Origin of the sequence: Nocardioides sp. GCM10023255 (genome assembly GCF_042653125.1) — a bacterium.
Classification (GTDB): Bacteria; Actinomycetota; Actinomycetes; order Propionibacteriales; family Nocardioidaceae; genus Nocardioides.
In genome coordinates this window covers 90,482-113,680 of record NZ_JBHSHU010000009.1, presented here as the reverse complement: position 1 = coordinate 113,680, position 23,199 = coordinate 90,482, and the positions used below count along the sequence as shown (strand labels likewise).

26 protein-coding genes are annotated in these 23,199 nt (G+C 72.2%); 20 read left to right on the top strand and 6 right to left on the bottom strand.

Translation table 11 applies throughout. The annotated features are described in order from the left end of the window. Window positions 1-41 precede the first annotated feature (41 nt). Window positions 42-782, top strand: coding sequence for a VIT1/CCC1 transporter family protein (locus ACFO9I_RS14330; protein WP_379181967.1), 741 nt, complete (start codon window positions 42-44; stop codon window positions 780-782). Window positions 783-804: 22 nt separating this feature from the next. Here ACFO9I_RS14330 and ACFO9I_RS14325 read toward each other — a convergent pair whose 3' ends face one another. After that, window positions 805-1,821 carry a LacI family DNA-binding transcriptional regulator gene (locus ACFO9I_RS14325; protein ID WP_379181965.1) on the bottom strand — a complete coding sequence of 339 codons (1,017 nt, stop codon included), beginning with the start codon at window positions 1,819-1,821 and terminating at the stop codon, window positions 805-807. Between the two features lie 107 nt (window positions 1,822-1,928). On the opposite strand from ACFO9I_RS14325, the gene ACFO9I_RS14320 reads away from it, so the two are divergent. The 9 genes from ACFO9I_RS14320 to ACFO9I_RS14280 all read left to right on the top strand — a co-directional run bounded on the left by ACFO9I_RS14320 (window position 1,929) and on the right by ACFO9I_RS14280 (window position 9,875). After that, the gene (locus tag ACFO9I_RS14320; protein WP_379181963.1) at window positions 1,929-3,233 is read left to right on the top strand and encodes an extracellular solute-binding protein; all 1,305 of its coding nucleotides are present in this window, start codon (window positions 1,929-1,931) and stop codon (window positions 3,231-3,233) included. Window positions 3,234-3,347: 114 nt separating this feature from the next. After that, a complete protein-coding gene (locus tag ACFO9I_RS14315; protein WP_379181961.1) occupies window positions 3,348-4,376 on the top strand; it encodes a carbohydrate ABC transporter permease in 1,029 nt (342 codons plus the stop codon). After that, entirely contained in the window at window positions 4,376-5,275 is a 900-nt protein-coding gene (locus ACFO9I_RS14310; RefSeq protein WP_379181959.1) for a sugar ABC transporter permease, read from the top strand. The genes ACFO9I_RS14315 and ACFO9I_RS14310 overlap by 1 nt, the downstream gene beginning before the upstream one ends. A gap of 105 nt (window positions 5,276-5,380) precedes the next feature. After that, a complete protein-coding gene (locus ACFO9I_RS14305; RefSeq protein WP_379181957.1) occupies window positions 5,381-6,049 on the top strand; it encodes a hypothetical protein in 669 nt (222 codons plus the stop codon). A gap of 35 nt (window positions 6,050-6,084) precedes the next feature. Continuing rightward, the gene (gene thpR, locus ACFO9I_RS14300) at window positions 6,085-6,645 is read left to right on the top strand and encodes an RNA 2',3'-cyclic phosphodiesterase (RefSeq protein ID WP_379182783.1); all 561 of its coding nucleotides are present in this window, start codon (window positions 6,085-6,087) and stop codon (window positions 6,643-6,645) included. 148 nt (window positions 6,646-6,793) lie between these two features. Beyond that, window positions 6,794-7,939, top strand: coding sequence for an NAD(P) transhydrogenase subunit alpha (locus ACFO9I_RS14295; protein ID WP_379181955.1), 1,146 nt, complete (start codon window positions 6,794-6,796; stop codon window positions 7,937-7,939). Continuing rightward, window positions 7,936-8,250 (top strand): NAD(P) transhydrogenase subunit alpha, encoded by a 315-nt coding sequence (locus ACFO9I_RS14290; RefSeq protein WP_379181953.1) that lies wholly within the window; start codon window positions 7,936-7,938, stop codon window positions 8,248-8,250. The genes ACFO9I_RS14295 and ACFO9I_RS14290 overlap by 4 nt, the downstream gene beginning before the upstream one ends. Further along, a complete protein-coding gene (locus ACFO9I_RS14285; RefSeq protein WP_379181951.1) occupies window positions 8,247-9,629 on the top strand; it encodes an NAD(P)(+) transhydrogenase (Re/Si-specific) subunit beta in 1,383 nt (460 codons plus the stop codon). The genes ACFO9I_RS14290 and ACFO9I_RS14285 overlap by 4 nt, the downstream gene beginning before the upstream one ends. A 72-nt stretch (window positions 9,630-9,701) precedes the next feature. Next, window positions 9,702-9,875: a hypothetical protein gene (locus tag ACFO9I_RS14280; protein ID WP_379181949.1), complete on the top strand. Its 174-nt coding sequence runs from the start codon at window positions 9,702-9,704 to the stop codon at window positions 9,873-9,875. Between the two features lie 31 nt (window positions 9,876-9,906). On the opposite strand, the gene upp is transcribed toward ACFO9I_RS14280, so the two are convergent. Beyond that, on the bottom strand, window positions 9,907-10,548 hold the full coding sequence (gene upp / locus ACFO9I_RS14275; protein ID WP_379181947.1) for a uracil phosphoribosyltransferase: 642 nt from the start codon (window positions 10,546-10,548) through the stop codon (window positions 9,907-9,909). Between the two features lie 133 nt (window positions 10,549-10,681). Here upp and ACFO9I_RS14270 point away from each other — a divergent pair, with 133 nt between their 5' ends. The 7 genes from ACFO9I_RS14270 to ACFO9I_RS14240 all read left to right on the top strand — a co-directional run bounded on the left by ACFO9I_RS14270 (window position 10,682) and on the right by ACFO9I_RS14240 (window position 17,139). Beyond that, window positions 10,682-11,167, top strand: coding sequence for a tRNA adenosine deaminase-associated protein (locus ACFO9I_RS14270; RefSeq protein ID WP_379181945.1), 486 nt, complete (start codon window positions 10,682-10,684; stop codon window positions 11,165-11,167). A 6-nt stretch (window positions 11,168-11,173) separates the two neighbouring features. Next, window positions 11,174-11,638 (top strand): nucleoside deaminase, encoded by a 465-nt coding sequence (locus tag ACFO9I_RS14265; RefSeq protein ID WP_379181943.1) that lies wholly within the window; start codon window positions 11,174-11,176, stop codon window positions 11,636-11,638. Between the two features lie 94 nt (window positions 11,639-11,732). Then, window positions 11,733-14,357 (top strand): family 78 glycoside hydrolase catalytic domain, encoded by a 2,625-nt coding sequence (locus ACFO9I_RS14260; RefSeq protein WP_379181941.1) that lies wholly within the window; start codon window positions 11,733-11,735, stop codon window positions 14,355-14,357. Window positions 14,358-14,601: 244 nt separating this feature from the next. Next, on the top strand, window positions 14,602-15,192 hold the full coding sequence (locus tag ACFO9I_RS14255) for a hypothetical protein (protein ID WP_379181939.1): 591 nt from the start codon (window positions 14,602-14,604) through the stop codon (window positions 15,190-15,192). A 49-nt stretch (window positions 15,193-15,241) separates the two neighbouring features. Beyond that, the gene (locus ACFO9I_RS14250) at window positions 15,242-15,739 is read left to right on the top strand and encodes an RNA polymerase sigma factor (protein WP_379181937.1); all 498 of its coding nucleotides are present in this window, start codon (window positions 15,242-15,244) and stop codon (window positions 15,737-15,739) included. Then, window positions 15,732-16,571, top strand: a complete 840-nt coding sequence (locus ACFO9I_RS14245; RefSeq protein ID WP_379181935.1) for a hypothetical protein — start codon at window positions 15,732-15,734, stop codon at window positions 16,569-16,571. The genes ACFO9I_RS14250 and ACFO9I_RS14245 overlap by 8 nt, the downstream gene beginning before the upstream one ends. A gap of 136 nt (window positions 16,572-16,707) precedes the next feature. After that, the gene (locus ACFO9I_RS14240; protein ID WP_379181933.1) at window positions 16,708-17,139 is read left to right on the top strand and encodes an SRPBCC family protein; all 432 of its coding nucleotides are present in this window, start codon (window positions 16,708-16,710) and stop codon (window positions 17,137-17,139) included. Here ACFO9I_RS14240 and ACFO9I_RS14235 read toward each other — a convergent pair. Then, complete coding sequence (locus ACFO9I_RS14235; RefSeq protein ID WP_379181931.1) at window positions 17,120-17,275, bottom strand: hypothetical protein; 156 nt, start codon at window positions 17,273-17,275, stop codon at window positions 17,120-17,122. The genes ACFO9I_RS14240 and ACFO9I_RS14235 overlap by 20 nt on opposite strands. 90 nt (window positions 17,276-17,365) lie before the next feature. Here ACFO9I_RS14235 and ACFO9I_RS14230 point away from each other — a divergent pair, with 90 nt between their 5' ends. Continuing rightward, window positions 17,366-18,370 carry a serine hydrolase domain-containing protein gene (locus tag ACFO9I_RS14230; protein WP_379181929.1) on the top strand — a complete coding sequence of 335 codons (1,005 nt, stop codon included), beginning with the start codon at window positions 17,366-17,368 and terminating at the stop codon, window positions 18,368-18,370. A gap of 2 nt (window positions 18,371-18,372) precedes the next feature. On the opposite strand, the gene ACFO9I_RS14225 is transcribed toward ACFO9I_RS14230, so the two are convergent. Together ACFO9I_RS14225 and ACFO9I_RS14220 are read right to left on the bottom strand one after the other, a co-directional pair. Next, window positions 18,373-18,915 (bottom strand): cupin domain-containing protein, encoded by a 543-nt coding sequence (locus tag ACFO9I_RS14225; RefSeq protein ID WP_379181927.1) that lies wholly within the window; start codon window positions 18,913-18,915, stop codon window positions 18,373-18,375. Then, window positions 18,912-19,844 carry an MBL fold metallo-hydrolase gene (locus ACFO9I_RS14220; RefSeq protein ID WP_379181925.1) on the bottom strand — a complete coding sequence of 311 codons (933 nt, stop codon included), beginning with the start codon at window positions 19,842-19,844 and terminating at the stop codon, window positions 18,912-18,914. The genes ACFO9I_RS14225 and ACFO9I_RS14220 overlap by 4 nt, the downstream gene beginning before the upstream one ends. Before the next feature lie 154 nt (window positions 19,845-19,998). Between ACFO9I_RS14220 and ACFO9I_RS14215 the strand changes: the two genes are divergently transcribed. After that, entirely contained in the window at window positions 19,999-21,216 is a 1,218-nt protein-coding gene (locus tag ACFO9I_RS14215; protein ID WP_379181923.1) for a multidrug effflux MFS transporter, read from the top strand. 40 nt (window positions 21,217-21,256) lie between these two features. Here the strand turns inward: ACFO9I_RS14215 and ACFO9I_RS14210 are convergent, their stop codons facing one another. Beyond that, window positions 21,257-22,198, bottom strand: a complete 942-nt coding sequence (locus ACFO9I_RS14210) for a LysR family transcriptional regulator (RefSeq protein WP_379181921.1) — start codon at window positions 22,196-22,198, stop codon at window positions 21,257-21,259. A 51-nt stretch (window positions 22,199-22,249) separates the two neighbouring features. Between ACFO9I_RS14210 and ACFO9I_RS14205 the strand changes: the two genes are divergently transcribed. Continuing rightward, on the top strand, window positions 22,250-23,167 hold the full coding sequence (locus ACFO9I_RS14205) for a LysR family transcriptional regulator (RefSeq protein WP_379181919.1): 918 nt from the start codon (window positions 22,250-22,252) through the stop codon (window positions 23,165-23,167). Window positions 23,168-23,199 lie beyond the last annotated feature (32 nt).

Genomic DNA, 23,199 nt, shown 5'->3' with positions numbered 1-23,199 from the left:
CTTCCTTGCAGCAACCGCCCCCGGACGATGACGATCGGACCATGAGCACCGACGCCAGCGATGTCGACGTACCCGTGGGACCGCACGAGGACGAGCCGCACACCAGCGGGATCAGCAACCGCCTCAACTGGCTGCGTGCCGGCGTCCTCGGCGCCAACGACGGCATCGTGTCGACCGCTGGCCTCGTGGTCGGTGTCGCCGGCGCGACCAGCGACCGGACCGCGATCCTGGTCGCGGGCGTCGCCGGGCTGGCCGCCGGGGCGCTGAGCATGGCGGCCGGGGAGTACGTCTCGGTCAGCACGCAGCGCGACTCCGAGCACGCCCTGCTGGAGAAGGAGCGTCGCGAGCTGGTCCAGGACCCGGAGGAGGAGCTGGCCGAGCTCGCCGGGATCTACCGGGACAAGGGGCTCAGCGAGGAGCTGGCGCTCCGGGTCGCCGAGGAGCTCACCGAGCACGACGCGCTCCGAGCGCACGCCGAGGCCGAGCTCAACATCGACCCCGACGACCTGACCAACCCCTGGCACGCCGCGTGGGCCTCGATGCTCGCGTTCACGGTCGGGGCGCTGCTGCCGCTGCTCACCATCGTGCTCTTCACCGCCGGCCTCCGGGTCCCGGTCACGGTGGTCGCGGTCGTCATCGCGCTCGGCATCACCGGGTGGGCCAGCGCGAAGTTCGGCTACGGCCCCACCCGCCGCGCGGTCTACCGCAACGTGGGCGGCGGCCTGTTCGCCATGGCGGTCACCTACGTGATCGGCGCGGCGCTCGGCACCCAGATCGGCTGACCCCGCCGACCCCGGGCCCGGCTCACCGGGTGGGCGCGGGGCCGGTGGAGGAGCGCAGGACCAGCTCGGGGCGGAAGAGGTACTCGTGCGGGGGGCTCGGCTCGCCCTCGATGGCGTCCGCGAGCGCCGCCACGGCGGCCAGGCCCATCGTCTGCACCGGCTGGCGCACGGTGGTGAGCGGCGGGTCGAAGAACTGGGTGAGCCGGGAGTCGTCGAAGCCGATCACCGAGACGTCGTCCGGCACCTCGAGGCCCGCCTCGCGGACCGCCCGGACCGCGCCGAGCGCCATCGGGTCCGAGCCGCACACCACAGCGGTGGCGCCCCGCTCGAGGAGGTCCCGGGTTGCGGCGGCCCCGCCCTCGAGGGTGTAGAGCGCCTCCACGATCCAGCCCTCCGCCTCCGCGGGCGCGAGGCCCAGCGACCGACCGAGCGCGGCCACGAACCCCTCACGCTTGCGCAGCGCCGGGACGTAGCGGTTCGGCCCGGTGGCCAGCCCGATCCGGGTGTGGCCGAGCTGCACGAGGTGGGAGACGGCGAGCGTCATCGCCTCGTGGTCGTCGGTGGAGAGGAACGGCGCATCGAGCCCGGGGGCGAAGCCGTTGACGAACACCACGGGGAGCCCACGGGCGATCAGCGCGCGGTAGCGCTCCTGGTCGGCGGCCCGGTCGGCGTGGCGTCCGGACACGAAGATGATCCCGGCGACCCCGTGGTCGAGCAGGGACTCGACGTACTCGTCCTCGGAGATGCCGCCGGGCGACTGGGTGCAGAGCACGGGCGTGTAGCGGCGGCTGGAGAGCGCGTCGTCGATGACCTGCGCGAACGCGGGGAAGATCGGGTTCTCCAGCTCGGGGACGACCACGCCCACCAGGCCCGCGCTGCGCCGGCGCAGCCGGGCCGGGCGCTCGTAGCCGAGCAGGTCGAGGGCGACCAGCACGGACTGCCGTGCGCCGTCGCTCACGCCCGGCTTGTCGTTGAGGACACGGCTCACGGTCGCTTCGCTCACGCCCGCCTCGGCGGCGATGTCGGCCAGGGTTGCCACGGGCGTATGTAACGCGATCGTCACGCATTGTGCAAGGGCTTTCAATTCTTGCAAGGTTCTTGCTAGCCTCCCGTGGCCCGCATCACAGAGAACCCTCAAGGAGCATCATGCGCCGCACCCTGCCTGCACTCGCTGGCGCCGCCGCGCTCGCCCTGACCCTGACCGCCTGCGGCGGCGGGGACAGCAAGAGCTCGGCGGAGACCCCCAAGAACTCGTCCGAGAGCAGCGTCGACCCGGCCAGCCTCAAGGCCGAGCTGACGTGGTGGGACACCTCGGACCCGGCCAACGAGGGCCCGGTCTACGACGAGCTGATCAAGAAGTTCAACGAGGAGTACCCGAACGTCAAGATCGACCACCAGATGGTCCCGTTCGGTGAGGCGCAGAGCAAGTTCAAGACCGCCGCGCAGTCCGGCTCCGGTGCTCCCGACATCCTGCGGGCCGAGGTCGCCTGGACCCCGGAGTTCGCCTCGCTGGGCTACCTCTACGCCCTCGACGGCACCCCGCTCCTGGAGGACAACGACTTCCTCGAGAGCCCCCTCTCGAGCAACGTCTTCGACGGCAAGACGTACGGCGTCCCGCAGGTCACCGACACCCTCGGCCTGATGTACAACAAGAAGCTGCTCGACGAGGCCGGCGTCGAGGTCCCCACCACGTGGGACGAGCTCAAGGAGGTGGCGCCGACCATCAAGCAGAAGACCGGCGCCGACGCGATCGCGCTGGGCAGTGGCGGCTACTACCTGCTGCCGTTCATCTACGGCGAGGACGGTGACCTGGTCGACACCGACGCGAAGAAGATCACCGTGAACAGCGACGCCAACGTCAAGGGCATGCAGACCGCCCAGGACCTGGTGAAGAGCGGTGCCTCGGTCAAGCCGGTCGCCAACGACGCCGACGCCACCATCCAGACCCTCTTCCAGGAGGGCAAGGTGGCCATGATGATCAACGGTCCGTGGACCGTCTCCGCGGTCGAGGGCAGCCCCGACTTCGGCGGTCTCGACAACCTCGGCGTCGCGCCGGTGCCCGCCGGCTCGGCCGGCCAGGGCGCCCCGGTCGGCGGCCACAACTACGTCATCTACTCGGGCATGAGCGACGACAAGGCGGAGGCGGCCATCGCGTTCGTGAAGTTCATGTCCTCCGCGGAGTCGCAGGCCTACACCGCCGACAAGCTGGGCACGCTGCCCACCCGCGACTCGGCGTACGACGAGGTCTCGAACGAGAAGGTCTCCATGTGGCAGGACGCCATGAACGTGGCCCACGCCCGTCCGTGGATCCCCGAGGGTGGCCTGTTCTTCACGCCGCTCGACGTGATGGGCACCGAGATCATGGTGCAGGGCCAGGACCCGAAGAAGGCGCTCGACAAGGCTGCCGACACCTTCAAGTCCGACGTCGTCCCGGATTACTCCCAGGAGTGATCCACCGCCGCCGTCCGCGGGGCCGGGTCACTCGACCCGGCCCCGCGGACGGCGCCCCGGCGCCGGCGTAGCCTGCGCCTGCTCGTCTTCACCCAGCAGTCCCCTGGAGGACCGATGTCCGCGACCGACGTCAGCCCCGCACCCGCCCCGTCGGAACCCGACGACCTGCGACGCCCGACCCGGACGCCCGGCCGGCTGCGCCGCAGCTTCGACCGGTACTGGTACGCCTGGGCGATGGTGCTGCCCACCGTGGCCGTGCTCGGTGTGCTCGTCCTGTTCCCGCTCGCGCAGGGCGTCTACCAGTCGTTCACCAACCTCAACGAGTCCAACCAGCGCAGCGAGATCTGCACCAAGGTGCTCGGCGGTGAGGAGACCTGCAAGCCCAACCCGAAGGCGGCCGAGTTCGTCGGGCTCGACAACTACGTCGACGTCCTGACCGGCCAGCGCGGGGAGTTCTGGCTGCAGTTCACCAACACGCTCGTGTGGACCGTCAGCTGCGTGGTCCTCCACTTCGGCATCGGCCTGGGGCTCGCGGTGATGCTGAACCGCAGGATGCGCGGCCGGGCCTTCTACCGGGTGGCGCTGATCGTCCCGTGGGCGGTGCCGGCGTTCGTCGCGGCGTTCGCCTGGCGGTTCCTCTTCGACCAGCAGTTCGGCCTGATCAACGCGGTGCTGCCGCACCTCGGCGTGGACCCCGTGGAGTGGTACTCCAACCGCTGGACCTCGCTCTTCACCGCCATCACCACCAACGTCTGGCTCGGCGTCCCCTTCATGATGGTGGCGCTGCTCGGCGGCCTGCAGTCGATCCCCGGCGAGCTCTACGAGGCAGCCGAGATGGACGGCGCCTCGCCCTGGCAGCGGTTCGTGAACATCACGCTCCCGGGCCTGCGGCCGGTCAGCTCGACCGTGATCCTGCTCGGCACGATCTGGACGTTCAACATGTTCCCGATCATCTACTTCGTCACCCGTGGCCAACCGGCCGGGCAGACGGAGATCCTCGTGACGGGTGCGTTCCGGGCCGCCTTCGAGGGCGTCCGCAACTACTCGCTCGCCGCGACGTACGGCGTCCTCATCCTCTCGATGCTGACGATCTACGCCGCGATCTACCGCAGGGCGCTCAACAAGCAGGGAGACGTGTTCTGATGGCGATCACCTCGATTCCCGGCGGCGAGGTCGTCGCCGACCTGTCCGTCGACCGGCCGCCGAAGCCGAGGCGTGAGCGCTCGACGCTCGCCTCGATCGGCCTGCACGGCACGCTGGTCGTGGCCACCTTCATCGCGCTGTTCCCGATGGCGTGGGTGGTGCTCAGCTCGTTCAAGCCCGCCTCGGAGATCCGCCGCTCCAAGATCCAGCTGGTCTCGGACCCGTCGTTCGACAACTACCGCCGGGTCCTGTTCGACACGAACTTCCCGGACTGGTTCCTGAACTCGGTGATCGTCGCGGCGTTCACGATGCTCATCGGCATCTCGATGTCGGCGCTCGCCGGCTACGCGCTGAGCCGGTTCAACTTCCCGGGCAAGCGCGGCCTGATGTGGACCTTCCTGCTCACCCAGATGTTCCCGGTCGCCATCCTGATCGTCCCGATCTACACGATCATGGCCGACCTCGGCCTGATCGACACCAAGGCCTCGCTGGTCATCGCCTACTGCACCGTGGCGGTGCCCTTCTGCGCCTGGATGCTGCGCGGCTACTTCGACACGATCCCCAAGGAGCTCGACGAGGCCGCGTCGCTCGACGGGCTCGGCCCGTTCGGCACGTTCTGGCGGGTGGTGCTGCCGCTGGCGCGCCCGGGCCTGGCGGTGACGGCGTTCTACACGTTCCTCACGGCGTGGGGCGAGGTCGCCTACGCGATCGCCTTCATGCAGACCGACGACCACTACACGCTCGGCGCCGGTCTGCAGCAGTTCGTCCCGCAGTTCCAGCCGCGCTGGGAGCTCCTCACCGCCGGCGCGGTGCTGATCACCATCCCGGCGGCCCTGGTGTTCTTCTTCGCCCAGAAGCACCTGGTCGCGGGCCTGACCGCGGGCGGCACCAAGGGCTGAGCGTCTCCACCGGCACGCCCGCGACACCCGCGCGGGCGTGCCGCGCAGCGCCTACACTGCGCGAGCCCGGTCCCACCGGGGGCCGTTCTCGGAAGTAGGTAACGCATGCGGAACAAGGTCGCCGCCGCCCTCGCAGCATCCATCCTGTCGATCGGCGCGCCGCTCCCGGCCGGAGCGGCCGTGGAGGGCCCGTCCCCGGCCACGGGCGACGCGTCACCGGGCACCGTCACTGCGCGGTACGGGGCGGAGTGTGGGCATGCCGGGGCCACCCGCACCCGCGTGTGGGACATCCGGTCCCACGTGGGCATCGGTTACGCCAAGCCCTTCACGCTGGCTCCGGGCGACGTGAAGAAGAAGTGGCGGCACGTCACCCAGCGCTCGCGACTGAAGGCGAGCTACAGCTCGACGGCGGACCTGAGCGGTGAGGCCTCGGTGCCGCTGAGCAAGCTCGTGAGGGTGAAGGCCAAGGGCAAGCTGCACGCGGACCTGCGGCTGTTCGGCTCCTACTACAAGGCCAAGGAAGTCACCGTCTTCAGCACTGCCAAGAACACGACGGACGACAACCAGCTCCGTGTGGCCTACAAGGCGAACTTCTTCTACGCGGGCAAGTACCACTACAAGTACTGCAAGAACCTCTACCCGGGAATGAACCGTTGGGAGAGCACGTCGGGTCGCTGGCACACGGGACGGACCATCCAGGATGGCGTGCTGCTCTGCTTCGCGAGCTACCCGGGCACGGTCGCCAAGGCCGTGGCGCGCGCGTACTGCAGGTGACCTCACCCGGCGACGGCTAGCGTCGGCGCGTGCGGATGTTCGTGGCGCTGGTCCCGCCGGACGAGGTCGTGGAGCACCTCGAGGAGTTCCTCGAGCCCCGGCGGGACGCGGCACCGTTCCGCTGGGCCACCGCCGAGCAGCTGCACGTGACGCTCGCCTTCCTCGCCGAGGTGGAGGAGCGCCGGATCGACGACCTGGTCGAGCGGCTCGGCCGGGCGGCCGCCCGGCGTACGCCCTTCGAGACGCGGGTGGCCGGCGGCGGTGCCTTCCCGAACGCCGCACGGGCGCGCGTCGTCTGGGCGGGGCTGGACCTCACCGAGGCTGGGCGCACCGAGCTCGACCGGATGGCCACCGGTGCCCGCGCCGCGGCGTCGCGTGCCGGCATCGCCGTGGACGGCAAGCGGTTCCGCCCGCACGTCACGGTGGCCCGCCTCGGTCGCCCGCAGGAGGTGTCGAGCTGGGTGCGCCTCCTCGACGCCTACGAGGGCCCGGCCTGGACCGTCGACCGGACCACCCTGGTCGCCTCCCACCTCGGCGAGGGTCCCCGTGGCCGGCCGCGCTACGAGGTGGTGGAGGAGTTCGAGCTGTCGCGATAGTCCGGCACGTTTGGCTGACCTGCCGGCTGTCGAAGCAGCAAAACGTGCCGGACTATCCGCTCGGAGCGGTGCGAGCGTGGGATCGCTCACCACGCCGAGAACGTGAGATGCCTGTTCGCCCTGCGGTTTCTGCCCTAGGTTGCGACGGGTGAAGATCGCAGTAGCCAGGGAGACCCGTGACGGCGAGGCCCGGGTCGCGATGGTGCCCGAGCTGGTCGGCAAGCTGACCGGACTGGGGTACGACGTGGCGGTCGAGCCCGATGCGGGAGCGCACGCGCTGATCGCGGACGAGGAGTACGCCGCCGCGGGCGCGAGCGTCGACGCCGCCGCGATCGAGGGCGCCGACCTCGTGGTCTCGGTCCAGCCGCTCGGCAACGACGTGATCCGGCGGCTCCCACGGGGGGCCGCGACGATCTCGTTCCTGCCGACCGGGCAGGAGCGCGCGGTGGTCACCGACCTGCGCGACTGCGGGGTGACGTCGTTCGCGATGGAGCTGGTGCCGCGGATCAGCCGCGCCCAGTCGATGGACGCCCTGTCCTCGCAGGCGCTGGTCGCCGGCTACCGCTGCGCGATCGTGGCGGCCGGGATGCTGCGCCGCTTCTTCCCGCTGAACATGACCGCGGCCGGCACGGTGCCGCCCGCGGAGGTCGTGGTCCTCGGCGCCGGCGTCGCGGGCCTGCAGGCGATCGCCACCGCCAAGCGGCTCGGCGCGGTCGTCAAGGCCTACGACGTCCGCGCGGCCGCCGCGGAGGAGATCCGGTCGATGGGCGCGCAGGCGATCGACCTGGAGCTGGAGACCCTGGAGGGCGCCGGCGGCTACGCGCGGGAGATGACCGAGGACCGTGCGGCCCGGCAGCGCGAGCTGTTGACGCCGTACATCGCCGCGGCCGACGCGCTGATCACCACCGCCGCGGTGCCGGGACGACAGGCGCCGATGCTGGTGACACGGGCGATGGTCGAGCAGATGAGCCCCGGGTCGGTGGTGGTGGACCTGGCCGCCGAGACCGGCGGCAACGTCGAGGGCTCGGTGCCCGGCGAGGTGGTCCGGATCGGCAACGCCCAGGTGTGGGGCGGGCGCAACGTGCCCTCGCAGATGCCGGGCCCGGCGTCGCGGCTGTACGCCCAGAACATCGTCAACATCGTCACCCTGATGACCGAGACCTCCGAGGAGGAGGGAGGCGCGCGGTTCGCGCCGGACTTCGACGACGAGATCGTCGCCGGGTCGTGCGTCACCCACGACGGCGCCATCAGGCACGAACCCACCCGTACGGCGATCGAGGGAGAGAGCGCATGAGCGAGCCCGTCGTCTGGCTGACGATCTTCGTGCTGAGCGTGTTCGTCGGCATCGAGGTGATCTCGAAGGTCTCCTCGACCCTGCACACGCCGCTGATGTCGGGCGCCAACGCCATCCACGGGATCATTTTGCTCGGGGCGGTCATCGTCACCGGCAGCACCGACAACACCGTGGCGCTCGTCGTCGGGCTGGTCGCGATCGTGCTCGCCGCGGTGAACATGGTCGGCGGGTTCGTGGTGACCGACCGGATGCTGCAGATGTTCGTGCGCAAGAAGCCCGCCAAGGTCAAGCAGGAGGGTGGTGCCGCGTGACGCCGACCTGGGTCCAGCTGACCTACCTCGCCTGCGCGGTGTGCTTCATCCTCGCGCTCAAGGGCCTCTCGGGCCCGAAGACCGCCCGGACCGGCAACATCATCGGAGCCGTCGCCGCCGTGGTGGCGGTCGCGGTGCCGTTCTTCTACCTCGACCTCGAGCACGTGCCGCTGATCCTGGTCGCGATCGCGGTCGGCACCGCCGGCGGCGTCGTCGGCGCGCAGCGGGTCCAGATGACCCAGATGCCGCAGATGGTGGCGCTGTTCAACGGCGTCGGCGGTGGCGCGGCGGCTCTGGTCGCGCTGCTCGAGCTGCACGAGATGATGCCGGAGGCGGACGCGATCGGCTGGTTCACGCTGGCCGCGACCGCGTTCACGATCGCGGTCGGCTCGATCTCGTTCGCCGGCTCGATCATCACCTTCGCCAAGCTGCAGGAGCTGATGACCTCCCGGCCGGTGGTGTTCCCCGGCCTCCCGCTGGTGTTCGGCGTCGCGCTGCTGGCCACCCTCGGGCTGGGCGTGGCCACCGTGACCGCGCCGGCGATGTGGATCGGCATCCTGCTGGGGCTGCTCGGCCTGCTGATCGGCGTCCTCCTCGTGCTGCCGGTGGGCGGCGCCGACGTGCCGATCGTGATCTCGCTGCTCAACGCGTTCACCGGCCTGACGGTGGCCGCGGGCGGCTACGTGCTCTCCAACGTCGTGCTGCTGGTCGCCGGCACCCTGGTCGGCGCGTCCGGTACGTTCCTGACCCTGCTGATGGCCGGCGCGATGGGCCGCTCGGTGTCCAACATCCTCTTCGGGGCGCTCAAGGGCGGCTCCACGCTGGGCGCCGGCGAGGCCAGCGACCGTCCGGTCCGCTCCGCCGGGCCCGAGGACGTCGCGATCCTGCTGGGGTACGCCGACCGCGTGATCATCGTGCCCGGCTACGGCCTCGCGGTCGCCCAGGCCCAGCACACGCTGCGCGAGCTGGTCGACGTGCTCGGCGAGCGCGGCACCAGGGTCGACTACGCCATCCACCCGGTCGCCGGCCGGATGCCCGGGCACATGAACGTGCTGCTCGCCGAGGCCCAGGTGCCCTACGAGCAGCTGGTCGAGATGGACCACATCAACGGGGAGTTCAAGAACACCGACGTGGTCCTGGTGGTGGGCGCCAACGACGTGGTCAACCCGGCCGCCAAGACCACCCCGGGCGCCCCGATCTACGGCATGCCGATCCTGAACGCCGACGAGGCCAAGCAGATCGTGTTCATGAAGCGCTCCATGCGTCCCGGCTTCGCCGGCATCGAGAACGAGCTGCTCTTCGACCCCAAGACCACGCTGCTCTTCGGCGACGCCAAGGAGTCGCTGGGCAAGCTCCTCAACGCGGTCAAGGCCCTCTGAGCCCGGCCCCGGGGGCCGGGCGATGTGACGCGGCTCCCGGTGACCAATCACCGGGAGCCTCGTTGGACGGGCATGCCAGACGAGGACGAGGACCGCTTCGCGCGCCCCGACGGTCACCGCTACGACGCCCCCGAGTCCGACGAGAGCCGGGTCAGCAAGGAGTGGACCTACGCCGTGCTCGGCGTGCTGGTCCTGGTGCTGCTGGTCCTGGTCGCGACCGGCACGGTCAGGATCTTCCCGGGCTGAGTCACCGGTTCACCGGTGACTCATCCACCCGTCAGCCGGCGACGCCGTACAGCCGGTCACCCGCGTCACCGAGACCCGGGACGATGTAGCCCTTCTCGTTGAGCTTCTCGTCCATCGCGGCGGTCACCACCGTGACCGGGACGTCGAGCCCGGCGAGCTCCTGCTCCAGCCGCTCGCAACCCTCGGGCGCGGCCAGCAGGGTGATCGCGGTGATGTGGTCGGCGCCGCGGTCGGTCAGGAACCTGATCGCCGCCGCGAGGGTGCCGCCGGTGGCCAGCATCGGGTCGAGCACGTAGCACTGACGGCCCGAGAGGTCGTCGGGCAGGCGCTCGGCGTACGTCGACGCCTCCAGCGTCTCCTCGTTGCGGACCATCCCGAGGAAGCCCACCTCGGCGGTCGGCAGCAGCCGCATCATCCCGTCGAGCATGCCGAGACCGGCCCGGAGGATCGGCACCACGAGCGGCTTGGGGGTGGCCAGGCGCACGCCGGTGGTGGGGGAGACCGGGGTGACGATGTCGACGTCCTCGACCCGGACGTCGCGCGTCGCCTCGTAGGCCAGCAGGGTCACCAGCTCGTCGGCCAGCCGACGGAACGTCGGCGAGTCGGTCGTCTCGTCGCGCAGGACGGTGAGCTTGTGGGCGACGAGCGGGTGGTCGACGACGTGGGTGCGCATGGCGCAAACCCTAGTGGGCACCGACGCAACGTGACACGCCGGGAATGGGTCGAAAGGGGGTTGGCCCCCCTCGTGTCGTCTGTCAGGCTGGACTCTGCCCACGCGACACGGATGGCTGGATCGGAGGAGTGACATGGCCGACGAGATCGACGGAGTCGACTTCGCCCTCGCCGCCTACCGCGAGGAGGGCGTCTGGCAGGTGCAGGAGCTCGCCCACGACGTGCTCGAGGACATCACCACCCTGGCCCACGCCCTGCGCCGCTTCCCGGGCGACGGCGGCGCGGTCGGCCTGGTCGCCATGGACGAGGACTTCTTCATCATCGTCCGCGTCGCCGGGGCCACCACGCGGGTGCTGCTCTCCGACGTGACCGCGGCCGACGAGTGGGACCTCGCCCGCTCGGTCGTCGAGTTCCTCGCCCTGCCCGAGGTCGAGGAGGAGGACGACCAGGTGCCGGCCGGCGACCTCGACCTGCTGGGCGACCTCGGCATGCACGCCATGGACATGGCGGTCCTCATCGACGACTTCGAGCTCTACCCCGACGAGATGCTCTCCGACGTGGCCCGCCGGCTGGGCTTCGGCCAGCTCTTCGACGACGCCGTCGGCCTCACCAGCGCCTGAGCCCGGATGTCCGCACCCCACGCCGCGTGGCGTGAGCCGATGCTCGCCGCGCTCGCCGAGGCCCGCGCTGCCCTCGTCACCGGCGACGTGCCGATCGGCGCCGTCGTCCTCGACCCGACCGGCGCGGTGGTCGGCCGCGGCCGCAACGTCCGCGAGGCCGAGTCCGACCCCACCGGCCACGCCGAGGTGGTCGCCCTGCGCGAGGCCGCGAAGGCCCGCGGCGAGTGGCGGCTCGAGGGCTGCACCCTCGTGGTGACCCTCGAGCCGTGCACGATGTGCGCGGGCGCCGCCGTCCTGTCCCGGGTGGAGCGGGTCGTCTTCGGCGCCTTCGACGAGAAGGCCGGAGCCGTCGGCAGCCTGTGGGACGTGGTCCGCGACCGGCGGCTCAACCACCGGCCCGAGGTGGTGAGCGGCGTCCTGGCAGAGGAGTCGACGGCGCTGCTCGACGCGTTCTTCGCCGACCACCGGTAGCGGTCCGGCGCCGGGCGCCGTCATCGTCGGGACCGATACCTGTCGTCCGTCCTGGTGATTGGCCCCCGCCTCCGGGGTGCCGGAGGCTGACGGCATGCAGCTGCGCGTGGAGCACCTCGACGAACCCCTCGGCGTCGGCGACCGGCAGCCGAGGCTCTCCTGGACCCTGCCGCCGGGTGCGGTCGAGCAGAAGGCCTACGAGATCGAGCTCGACGACGGCACCACCACCGGGCGCGTGGACTCGCCGGACAACGTGCTGGTGCCGTGGCCCGGCCGGCCGCTGCGCTCGCGGGAGCGGCGTACGGCGCGGGTCCGGGTGTGGACCGACCAGGGCGACGTCGGCTGGTCGGAGGAGGCCGTGCTCGAGACCGGCCTGCTCGACGCGGAGGACTGGACCGCCGACTGGGTCCGCCCCGCCGAGGACGAGGTCGCCGGGCCCGGTTTCCGCCCGGCGTACCTGCTGCGCGGTGAGCTCGACGTCGACAAGCCGGTGCTCGCCGCCCGGTTGTACGTGACGGCGCACGGCCTCTACGAGCCGTACCTCAACGGCCACCGGGTCGGCGACCTCGAGCTGGCGCCGGGCTTCACCGAGTACCGCAGCCGCGTCCAGGTGCAGGCCTACGACGTGACCGCGCTGGTCCGCGAGGGCCGCAACGCGCTCGGCGCCGTCCTCGCCGACGGCTGGTACCGCGGGCAGGTCGGGGTGCTGCGCTCCTTCGACCAGTTCGGTGGACGCACCGCGCTCCTCGCCCAGCTGCACGTCGACCACCCCGACGGCTCGGTGACGGTCGCCGGGACCGACGCCACCTGGCGCAGCGCCGCCTCGCACGTCACCGCCGCCGACCTGGTCGAGGGGCAGGCCGAGGACCGCCGCCTGGTCCGGGACGGCTGGTCGGAGCCCGGGCACGCCGGCGGGGGATGGCTGCCGGTCGCCACCGCGGACCTCGGCCACGACACGCTCGTCACGTCCCCCGCCCCGCCGGTGAGGGTCGTGGAGGAGATCCGGCCGGTCTCGGTGCGCACGCTCGGACCGGGCCGCCAGGTCTTCGACCTCGGGCAGAACATCAACGGCCACGTCCGGCTGGGGCGGCTCGGCCCCGAGGGCACCAGGCTGGTGCTCACCCACGGGGAGTGGCTCGGGCCGGACGGCGACGTGACCACCGACCACCTGCGCCCGCTCGACATGCCGTTCCTCGACCGGGAGCTGCGTGCGGGCATGGTGGACACGGTCGTCTCGGCCGGCCGCGAGGGCGACGTCTTCGACCCACGGTTCACGACCCACGGCTTCCAGTACGTCCGTGTCGAGGGGCACCCCGACGCGCTCACGGCCGGCGACCTCACCGGCAGCGTGGTGCACACCGACCTGCGGCGTACCGGCGGCTTCGCTTGCAGCGACCCCCGCGTGGACGCCCTGCACGAGGCCGCGGTGTGGAGCTTCCGCGACAACGCCTGCGACATCCCCACGGACTGCCCCACCCGGGAGCGGGCCGGCTGGACCGGTGACTGGCAGCTCTTCGCGCCGACCGCGACGTTCGTCTACGACGTCGCCGGGTTCTCGGCCAAGTGGCTGCGTGACCTCGCCGCCGGCCAGTGGGACAACGGCGTGGTCGGCAACATGGCGCCCATGCCGCCGGCGGAGAGCGTCGGCTTCCTCGAGTCGCTCAACGGCTCGGCGGGCTGGGGCGACGCGGTGGTCCTGGTGCCGTGGGAGATCTACCAGGAGTACGGCGACACCCGGCTGCTCGAGGAGCTGTGGCCCTCGATGGTGGCGTGGCTGGGCTTCGTGGAGCGGACCGCCGCCGAGCAGCGGCACCCCACCCGCGCGGCCGCCCGCCCGGAGCCGGCGCCCCACGAGCGGTACGTCTGGGACGCGGGCTTCCACTGGGGCGAGTGGCTGGTGCCGGGCGAGGACCTGAGCGACTTCGCCGCCTTCCGGGCGGCGGACAAGTCCGACGTGGCGACGGCCTACTTCGCGTGGACGGCGCTGCACGTCGCGCGGGTCGCCCGCGTCCTCGGCCGCACGGCGGAGGCCGCGCGCTACGAGCAGCTGCACCAGGCGGTCGTGGCTGCCTGGCGCGCGGAGTTCCTGTCCGGGGAGGGGCTGCCCGTCCCCACGACCCAGGCCAACCTGGTGCGGGCGCTGCGGTTCGGGCTGCTGCCGGAGGGGGCCGGGCAGGCCGTGGCGGACCGGCTCGCCGCGCTCGTGCGCGACAACGGCACCCGCCTCGGGACCGGTTTCCTGGCCACGCCCGACCTGCTGCCGGTGCTGGCCGACCACGGCCACGCCGACCTCGCCTACGAGCTGCTCCTGCAGGACCGCTCGCCGTCCTGGCTGGCCATGATCGACCGCGGCGCCACGACCGTGTGGGAGCGCTGGGAGGGTGTCGACGAGGACGGAGTGCCGCACGAGTCCCTCAACCACTACTCCAAGGGCGCGGTGATCTCGTTCCTGCACCGGTACGTCGCCGGCCTGCAACGCCTCGAGCCGACCTGGCGGTCGTTCCGGGTCCGGCCGAGGCCCGGTGGCGGCCTGACCTGGGCGCGGGCCGAGCACGACAGCCCGCACGGACGCGTGGCCGTCGCCTGGCGCCTCGAGGACGAGGACCTCGCGCTCGAGGTGACCGTGCCACCCGGCTGCTCGGCCGAGGTGGTGCTGCCGGACGGGACGACGACCACCGCCGGGCCGGGGGACCACGAGCTGCGGGCGCGACTGTCCTGACGACCCGCGGACCGCCGGCGTCTGACCTGCCACGACCGAGGTGGTCGTGCGGATGCAACCTTTCGGCAGGCTCATGGGTCGTGCGTGCATGACAGAGAACAAGACGCGTGCGGCCGCGTTGAGCCGCCCGGCCCTCGTGGCCGGACTGCTGCTGCTCGGGGGGCTCGCGGGTTGCGAAGGCGGCTCGTCCGCCGACTCCCGGTCCGCGCCATCACCCGCAACCCCCTCGTCCGGGCTCCTCTCGATGCCGGTCGGCCATGGGGATGCCGACGAACCGATAGAGCCGGGCAGCTACCGCATCCCGAGCTCCGAGTGGTCGGCCGTCGACTTCACGGTCGTCCTCCCGGAGGGCTGGACGGTCCAGTACGGCCACGTCTACCACCAGAACGACGAGCGGGGCGAGACCGGCGAGCTCTACGCCGTCGACGTCGACGAGGTCTACACGGACTCGTGCCGCGGAGAGGGCATCCCCACGGCGGTCGGGCCCGGCGTCGACGACCTGGTCACCGCGCTGCTCGAGCAGGAGGGCCCGGCGGCGGGCGAACCGGTGGAGACCACGCTGGGCGGGTACCCGGCGACCCGGGTCGACCTCAGGGTGCCGAAGGGCCTCGACCTGGAGGACTGCCGGTTGGCCGATGACGGCGTTCTCGGCCTCCAGCTCTGGTACAACGAGCCGGCGGACAAGTACTTCGTGCTGCGGGCCGGGGGCACGGCGCACGTCTACGTCCTCGACGTGCGCGGCGAGCGCCAGGTCTTCGTGACGCAGCAGGTCTCCCCGACGCCGGAGGACCGCGCTGAGCTGAAGACGGTTCTCGGCTCGATCCGCGTCGGGTAGACAAGCCATGTGTGCGCAACCTTTGCCGCCGCTCACGGGTCGTGAGGACATGAGTGACACCGAGATGGTGCGCGCCGTGTTCGAGGCGTCGTACCGCCGCCTGGTCGGGCAGCTGTACGGCGTGTGCGGGGACCTGACCGAGGCGGAGGAGGTGGTCGCGGAGGCGTTCGCGCGCGCCGTGCAGCACCAGCGCACCTTCGTGCATCTCGACAACCCGGAGGCGTGGCTGCGTCGGGTCGCCGTCAACGTGAGCCGCACCCGGTTCCGCCGGGGACGGCTGGCTCTCGTCCGAGGACGTGACGAGGTCCGTCACCCGGCACTCGACGACGATCGGTTGGCGTTGGTCGCAGCGCTCCGACAGCTGCCCGTCGCCCAGCGCGAGGCGATCGCGCTGCACTACCTGGCGGATCTCCCGATCCACGAGGTCGCGGAGGTCACGGGGTCACCGGTCGGCACCGTCAAGGCGCGGCTGTCCCGGGGACGTGCCGCGCTCGCCGTCCTGCTCACCGACAACTCCGACTCCAGCGAAGAGGCCCCTCATGCCTGATCTCGACCGGCTCCTGGGAGCCGACGTCTCAGCCGCCGCGGCAGACGCGGCGGAGCCGCCCGACTTCGCCGCGATCGAGCACCGCGGGGCGCAGCGACGCCGGACCCGCACCATGCTGGTGGCGGCCGCTGCCGCCGCCGTCATCGCCGCCGTCGCGGCCGGCAGCTCGCTCCTGGCCGGCGCCGACCACGGCTCTCCTTCGCCGGTGTCGCCGGTCTCACCATCCCCCACGCTCCGCTCGATGCCGTCCGGGGACGGGGCGACGGAGGAGACGATCCAGCCGGGTGCCTACCGGATCCCCGCCTCCCCCTGGTCGGCCGCGGACTTCACGATCGCCTTCCCGAAGGGCTGGTCCGTCCAGTACGGCCACATCTACCACCGCGGGCCCGGCGAGGAGCTCATCCTCGAGGCCGCCGTGGTCGACGAGATCTACGGCGACGCGTGTCGCAGTGAGGGTGACGCCCAGGCAGTGGGCCCCCGGGTCCGGGACCTGGTCACGGCGCTGCGCAGGCAGTCGGGGCCGAGCACCGGCAGGCCGGTGCACACCTCCCTGGGCGGCCACCCGGCGACCCGGGTCGATCTCAGGGTCCCCGAGGACCTCGACCTGGGATCGTGCCGCCTGGCCGACGACGGCGTCCTCGGGCTCCAGATCTGGTTCAGCCAGGCTGCCGACAACTACTTCGTGCTCCACGCCGACGCGGTCGCGAGTGTCTACGTGCTCGACGTGGGGGGTCGGCGCCAGGTGTTCGTGGCCCAGAACCTCTCCCCCCGCTCGGCCGAGGCGCGTGCGGAGCTGCAGGCCGTCCTCGACTCGATCCGCATCGAGGGATGAGGCCGCGGATGGTGCGCGGACTCGACGACCCGCTCGGCCGGATGGGTGCGCTCCGCCCCCAGCCGGGACACCCAGTGAGACGACGACGGGTCGAACGGCCTTCCCGAGCGGCCCCCGCTGCGGGCACCGTGGAGGGATGAACAGGTTGTTCAGCACCACCCGACACATCGACTCGCCGGTCCAGCCGGTCGTCGACGTCCTCTTCGACGTGGCCCGGTGGCCCGAGTGGACACCGACGGTCGACCACGTCGAGCGCCTCGACGACGGGCCGCTCCGCGTCGGCTCGCGCGCGAAGGTCCGCCAGCCGAAGCTGCCGCGGGCGACCTGGGAGGTGACCGAGGTCGTGCCCGGCCGCAGCTTCACCTGGGAGGCCGGTGGCCCCGGCCTGAAGACCATCGGCCGGCACGAGGTCGTGCCCGACGGCGAGGGCTGCCGGGTCACGCTCAGCATCGAGCAGACCGGGCCGATGGGTCCGGTCGCCGCCCGGATCTGGCGCGTCCTGACCCAGCGCTACATCGAGCTCGAGGCCGAGAGCCTGGACGCGCGGGTCACGCGGCGTACCGGGTGAGGCAGGCGCCGCAACGCGGGCAGTGCGTCCGGGTGCAGGCGTCGAGGTCCTGGCCGCAGCCGCAGACCGGGGGAGTACGCCGCTCGGCGAGTGTCACGACCCGGGTGGACCACCAGGCGTGCCGTTCGGTGTTCATCGTCCCCACCTCCTCTCACCTCCAAGTACGTCACCGGTACCGACCCGGTTCAGGGCCCTGACTCATCGCGATCGCGGTAGTTTCGGGGCGATGCAGTCACTCCAGGACGCGGTGGACGACGCGGCGGAGCGCTCGGGGTTCTCCGGCGTGGTCCGCGTCGACCGCTCGGGCGAGACCGAGCTGTGCACGGCGTACGGGCTCGCCGACCGCGCCCACCGGGTCCCCAACACGGTGGACACCCAGCTCGCCGTCGCCAGCGGGTCGAAGACGCTGACCGCGCTGATGGTGATGAGCCTGGTCGAGCGGGGCACGCTCGGGCTCGGCACCACCGCCCGCTCCCTGCTCGGCGACGACCTGCCCCTGGTCGCCGACGACGTGACGATCGAGCACCTGCTGGCCCACCGGTCGGGGATCGGTGACTATCTCGACGAGGACGAGCACGACGACGTCAGCAGCTACGTCCTGACGGTGCCGGTCCACGAGCTCGCGACGACCGAGCAGTTCCTGCCGGCGCTGGACGGGCACGAGACCGTGTTCCGCGCCGGCCAGGGGTTCTCCTACAACAACGCCGGCTACGTCCTGCTCGCACTCCTGGCCGAGCGGGCGACCGGCGTGGAGTTCCACGAGCTGGTGCGCACCCTCGTCTGCGAGCCCGCAGGCATGGTCGACACGGCGTACCTGCGCTCGGACGAGCTGCCCGGACGCGCCGCCCGCGGCTTCCTGTCCGTGGACGGCCTGCGCACCAACGTGCTCCACCTGCCGGTGCGCGGCAACGGCGACGGGGGCGCCTACTCGACCGTCGCCGACGTGAGCGCCCTCTGGGAGGCGCTCTGGGCCGGGCGGATCGTCCCGCTCGAGCGGGTCGCCGAGATGGTGCGGCCACGCACCGACTGGCCCGAGGAGTCGCGGCGCTACGGCCTCGGCTTCCACCTGCACGCGACGGGCGACGGTGTCTTCCTCGAGGGGTACGACGCGGGCGTCTCGTTCGCGAGCGTGCACCGGCCCGGGTCCGCGACCACGTGCACGGTCATCGCGAACTGGTCCGACGGCGCGTGGCCGATGGTCCGGGTGCTCGACGAGCAGCTCGGCGGCTGACCTCAGTCCCGAGGGCCGCCGTGCATGAGTCCGGCGAGCCCGCCGGGCAGGGTCGCGGCGAGGCCGGGGTCGAGCTCGCCGTCCACGAGCACGAAGACCACCCGGGCCGTGGTGTCGCCGCGGTTGGCCCAGGCGTGGTCGGTGCCACGCTGGACGACCACGTCACCCGCCCGCAGCGTCACCTCGGAGTCGTCGAGCACGAGGGTGATCTCGCCCTCGAGGACGATCCCGTAGTCGACCGAGGCGGTGCGGTGCACCGGCGACTGCAGCCCCCGCTCGTCGAGGTGGCCGGGACGGAACTCGTTGACGCGGATCCGCGTGCCGCGCACCGGCGGCGGCACGGCCAGCGCGCGCCTGGTCGGCTCGTCCTCGACCGCGGTGATCGGCGCGGGTGCGCCCTCGGTGCACCAGACCTCGTGGAAGGAGACCCCGTCGTCGGGCAGCTCCTTGCTGACCGGGACCGGGCCGTCGGAGAGCACGACCGAGACGCCCCCGGGGGTGTGGCCGGTGACGACGCGGCGCGGGGCGGCGGTGGGACCGCTCATGCGTGGCACGCGATCGGGCCGCCGTGGAAGGTGACCATGTCCGGCCACACCGACGGCACGGTCAGCCGGGTGTCGACCGGGTTGCCCTGCAGCTCGGAGTAGGCCCGGTGCAGGTTGCCGACGAAGCGCTCGGTCTCCGCCCAGTCGCGGTAGGGGTTGTCGCGGTTCTTCTGCGCGGCCTCGAGGGGAGTCAGGCCGGCGGCGTACGACGCGGCGGCCACGTCCTCGACGAACGCGAGGTAGCCGTCCATGTCGGCCAGCAGCCGCGGCACCTCCTCGCCCCGGCAGACCGGCCCGTGGCCGGGGGCGAGCACCTCCGGCGCGAGCTCCTGCATCTGCGCGATCGCGCGGCGGAAGCCGGCGATCGAGCCCTCGAGCACGAACGGCTGGCCGCCGTTGAACGCGAGGTCGCCGCTGAACAGCACCTTCTGCTCGGGCAGCCAGACGAGGACGTCGTTGGTGGTGTGTGCCGGCCCGCCGACGTGGCGCAGCTCGACCGGGAAGTCCGCGAGATGGATCGTCATCCGGTCGGAGAAGGTGACCTCCGGCGGGCGGAGCGTGAGGTCGCCGTAGTCGGGCGAGGTGATCACGTTGGTCGCCTCGAGCCCGGCGGCCAGCACCATCTCGCGGCACTTCTCGTGGCCGACGACGAGGGTCTCGACGGGCAGGAAGCCGTTGCCGTAGGTGTGGTCGGGGTGGTGGTGGGTGTTGACCGCCGCCCGCGGGGCGCCGCTCGACACCGTGGCGACCTCGGCGAGAACCGCCCGGTTGCGCTTCTCGGTCGAGGTGGTGTCGACGAGGACGGCCGCGCCGCCGGCGTCGACGACGACGCCGCAGTTGTTCACCATCCAGCCGCCGTCGGGCTGGACGTAGGCGTGCACGCCCTCGGCCAGCTGGTCCACGTACGGCGTGCCGTCATCCCAGGTCACGGTGGTCTCCTGTCGGTGGTGCAGGTGCTGCTGTCGTCGTCCAGTCAGCCCCACGAAGGCCCGCGCCACAAGGTGATCCGGCATCACCAGTGCGGATCGGAGGCATCGCCGACGGTGCGTTCCGCACCCGGTGGGGCGCTGTTTGACTCGACCGGTGAGCAGCGCCGTCGACGACCCCAGCCCGCGCCTGGCCGAGCGGACCGGTCGCCCGATCCGGCTGCCCCTGCTGCTCGTCCTCGCCTCGCTGGCCGCGGTGGCACCGGTCGCGACCGACCTCTACCTGCCCGGCTTCCCCGACCTCGGGTCGGACCTCGGGGTCGGGGCGAGCGCGGTCCAGCTGACCCTGACCACGTTCCTCGTCGGGCTCGCCCTCGGGCAGCTGGTCATGGGCCCGCTCTCGGACCGCTACGGCCGTCGTCGTCCGCTGGTCGCCAGCGCCCTCGTCTGCGTCGTGGCCGGCGTGGCCTGCGCCGTCGCCCCGTCCCTGCCGGTGCTGGCCGCGGCCCGTCTGGTGCAGGGCTTCGCCGGCGCCGGCGGCATGGTGATCGGGCGGGCGGTGATCGCCGACCTGGTCACCGGCCGCGCCGCGGCGAAGGCGTTCACGCTGATGCTCACCGTCGGCGGCGTGGCGCCGGTGCTCGCGCCGCTCGTGGGCGGCGTGCTCGCCGGCCCGGTCGGCTGGCGCGGGATGCTGTGGACGGTCGCGGGGCTGTGCGCGCTGATGCTCGCCGGGGTGCTGCTCGTGGTGCCCGAGACCCGTCCGCTGGAGGTCCGCGCGAGCGACCACACGTCGTACGCCGCGGGGCTGCGCGCCGTGCTTCGCTGCCGCGGTTACTGGCCGCCGGTCGCGGTCTTCGCGCTGTCGTTCGCGGTGATGATGGCCTACATCTCGGCCTCGCCGTTCCTCTACCAGGACGTCCTCGGCCTCTCCGCCGTCGGCTACGGCGTGGCGTTCGGGGTCAACGCGGCCGGGCTCATCGCCGCCGGCGCCGTGGCCGGCCGACTGGTCGACCGGGTCGACCCGGCGCGGCTCGTGCGGGCCTGCATCTCGGTCCAGGTGGCCGCCACGCTCGCGTTCGTCACCCTCGCCGCGACCCACGTCCCGCCGTGGACGTACGTCGTGGCGGTCTTCGTGGCTGTGGTCTCCAACGGCGGGATCATGGGCAATGCCGCGGCACTGGCGATGGGGCAGGTGCGCGCGGTCGCCGGCACGGGCAGCGCGGTCCTGGGGTTCAGCCAGTTCGCCCTGGGCGCGGCCGTCTCACCGCTGGTCGGCCTGGGCGGCGAGGAGTCGGCGCTGGTGCCGGCGCTGGTGATGGCCTCGGCGTCGGTGCTGGGCTTCGCGGCGAGCCGGGTGCGCACTGCTCGCTGACGCGGCGTCGAGGAGAGTGCTGACCGACGACGGCCGCCGCTCAGACTCCCTCGAGCTCCACCTCGACGTCGACGGCGACGTCGTACAGCAGCCGGCGCAGCCACACGCCCGCCGGGTCCTCGGCGCGGCGCGGGTGCCAGTGCGCGGCCTCGGTGATCCGCACGGTGTCGAGCGGGGTCCGGGCGATGACGAGGTCGAGCGGCTCGAGGCAGCGGCGGGCCAGCCGGGCGGGCACGAACGCGCACATGTCGGTGCCGGCCACCGCGAAGGGCAGCGTGAGCAGGCTGGTGACCTGCACCAGCACGGTCCGCCCGGCGACACCCTTCTGCTCGACCTCGACCTCGAGCGGCCGGGGCGTCTCGCCGGCGGAGAGGAACTCCGCCACCGCGTGCGGCATCGCGGCGAGGTCTTCCAGGGTCAGGGCGCCGTCGCGCAGGTGGCGGTTGCCGCGGGCGACCACGCAGGCGAGCTCGTCGGTGAAGATCGGCTGGGTCCGGCCGGGGAGCTCGAACCCGAGGGGCACGACGATCAGGTCGCGCCGCATCAGCTGGCTCTCGAACTGCTCGCGCGAGGGCGGCACGCTGTCGAAGGAGACCGAGCAGCCCGGAGCGTGCTCGTGGAGCAGCCGGATGAACGGCTCGGCGAGCACGGTCATGGCGTACTCCGACATGCTCACGTCGAACTGCTTCGTGCTCGACGTGGGGTCGAACTCCCGCTGGTTGCCCAGCAGCGCCTCGGCGGCCTCCACCGCCTCGGCCACCAGCGGCCGCAGCTCCTCGGCGAGCGGGCTCAGCTCGAAGCCGCGGCCGGTGCGCACCAGCAGGTCGTCGCCGAAGTGCTTGCGCAGCCGGGCCAGCGCCCCGCTCATGGCGGGCTGGCTCATCGTCATCCGCTCGCCGGCCCGGGTCAGGTTGCGCTCCTCGAGCAGCGCGTGCAGCGACAGCAGCAGGTTGGCGTCGACGTCGCGCAGGGCCTCGGTCACCCGCTGATGGTATTGCGTGCGTCACACGTCGAGGTGGGCGAGACTTGCGCCATGTCCCTGGGCGGCGCCGACCTCAACCTGCTGCTCCCTCTCAAGGTGATCCTCGAGGAGGCGAACGTGACGCGCGCCGGCCAGCGCCTCTCGCTGAGCCAGCCCGCGATGAGCGCCGCGCTGGCCCGGCTGCGTCGCCGGTTCGACGACGAGCTGCTGACCCGGAGCGGGCGGGAGTACGAGCTCACGCCGTTCGCGGTCGAGCTGCTGCCGGAGGTGCAGCACGCCGTACGCCTGATCGGCCGCGCGCTCGGCGTCGACGAGGTCTTCGACCCCGCCACCAGCCGGCGCACCTTCCGGATGATGATGAGCGACTACTCGATCGCGGTGGTCCACGAGCCGCTGGTACGCCGGGTCAGCGAGCTCGCGCCCGGTGTGCGGCTGGCGATCGACCACATGGGCCCGGACCTCCGGAGCTCCGACCGGATCCTGCACGAGTGCGACGCGCTGATCGCTCCGCTCGGCTTCGGCTTCCCGGGGGAGTCGCGTCCGCTGTGGCGGGACCGGATGGTCTGCCTGGTCGACGCCCAGCACCCCCGGCTGCGGGACGGTGCCCTGACCCTCGACGACCTGGCGGTGCTGCCGCACGCGGTGGCGTCCTTCGGGCCGGGCGCCCTCACCCCGGTCGACCGGGTCTTCGGCGAGCTGGGCATCGAGCGCCGCATCGAGGTGGTCGTCGCCGGCTGGCTCCCGGTGCCGTTCGTGGTCGAGGGCACCGACCTGGTCGGCGTCGTGCCCGAGCGGCTGGCCCGGCTGCTTGTGCGCCCCGGCGGCCCGATCGTCCAGGTCGAACCGCCCTTCGGGGAGGTGCCACTGGCCGAGGGCTACTGGTTCGGCCGGGACCGGCTCGCCGACCCTGCGCACGAGTGGCTGTTCGCCCGGCTCGACGAGGTGGGGCGGACGCTCGCGCCTGCGTGAGGGGTGTGGGGCTTTCCGCCCAGAATGACCCG

Bases quoted from the DNA above. Each gene is read 5' to 3' on its own strand.
- ACFO9I_RS14330 (WP_379181967.1), top strand. From the start codon at position 42: ATGAGCACCGACGCCAGCGATGTCGACGTACCCGTGGGACCGCACGAG.
- ACFO9I_RS14320 (WP_379181963.1), top strand. From the start codon at position 1,929: ATGCGCCGCACCCTGCCTGCACTCGCTGGCGCCGCCGCGCTCGCCCTG.
- ACFO9I_RS14315 (WP_379181961.1), top strand. From the start codon at position 3,348: ATGTCCGCGACCGACGTCAGCCCCGCACCCGCCCCGTCGGAACCCGAC.
- ACFO9I_RS14310 (WP_379181959.1), top strand. From the start codon at position 4,376: ATGGCGATCACCTCGATTCCCGGCGGCGAGGTCGTCGCCGACCTGTCC.
- ACFO9I_RS14305 (WP_379181957.1), top strand. From the start codon at position 5,381: ATGCGGAACAAGGTCGCCGCCGCCCTCGCAGCATCCATCCTGTCGATC.
- thpR (WP_379182783.1), top strand. From the start codon at position 6,085: ATGTTCGTGGCGCTGGTCCCGCCGGACGAGGTCGTGGAGCACCTCGAG.
- ACFO9I_RS14290 (WP_379181953.1), top strand. From the start codon at position 7,936: ATGAGCGAGCCCGTCGTCTGGCTGACGATCTTCGTGCTGAGCGTGTTC.
- ACFO9I_RS14280 (WP_379181949.1), top strand. From the start codon at position 9,702: ATGCCAGACGAGGACGAGGACCGCTTCGCGCGCCCCGACGGTCACCGC.
- upp (WP_379181947.1), bottom strand. From the start codon at position 10,548: ATGCGCACCCACGTCGTCGACCACCCGCTCGTCGCCCACAAGCTCACC.
- ACFO9I_RS14270 (WP_379181945.1), top strand. From the start codon at position 10,682: ATGGCCGACGAGATCGACGGAGTCGACTTCGCCCTCGCCGCCTACCGC.
- ACFO9I_RS14265 (WP_379181943.1), top strand. From the start codon at position 11,174: ATGTCCGCACCCCACGCCGCGTGGCGTGAGCCGATGCTCGCCGCGCTC.
- ACFO9I_RS14260 (WP_379181941.1), top strand. From the start codon at position 11,733: ATGCAGCTGCGCGTGGAGCACCTCGACGAACCCCTCGGCGTCGGCGAC.
- ACFO9I_RS14255 (WP_379181939.1), top strand. From the start codon at position 14,602: ATGCCGGTCGGCCATGGGGATGCCGACGAACCGATAGAGCCGGGCAGC.
- ACFO9I_RS14250 (WP_379181937.1), top strand. From the start codon at position 15,242: ATGAGTGACACCGAGATGGTGCGCGCCGTGTTCGAGGCGTCGTACCGC.
- ACFO9I_RS14245 (WP_379181935.1), top strand. From the start codon at position 15,732: ATGCCTGATCTCGACCGGCTCCTGGGAGCCGACGTCTCAGCCGCCGCG.
- ACFO9I_RS14240 (WP_379181933.1), top strand. From the start codon at position 16,708: ATGAACAGGTTGTTCAGCACCACCCGACACATCGACTCGCCGGTCCAG.
- ACFO9I_RS14235 (WP_379181931.1), bottom strand. From the start codon at position 17,275: ATGAACACCGAACGGCACGCCTGGTGGTCCACCCGGGTCGTGACACTC.
- ACFO9I_RS14230 (WP_379181929.1), top strand. From the start codon at position 17,366: ATGCAGTCACTCCAGGACGCGGTGGACGACGCGGCGGAGCGCTCGGGG.
- ACFO9I_RS14225 (WP_379181927.1), bottom strand. From the start codon at position 18,915: ATGAGCGGTCCCACCGCCGCCCCGCGCCGCGTCGTCACCGGCCACACC.
- ACFO9I_RS14205 (WP_379181919.1), top strand. From the start codon at position 22,250: ATGTCCCTGGGCGGCGCCGACCTCAACCTGCTGCTCCCTCTCAAGGTG.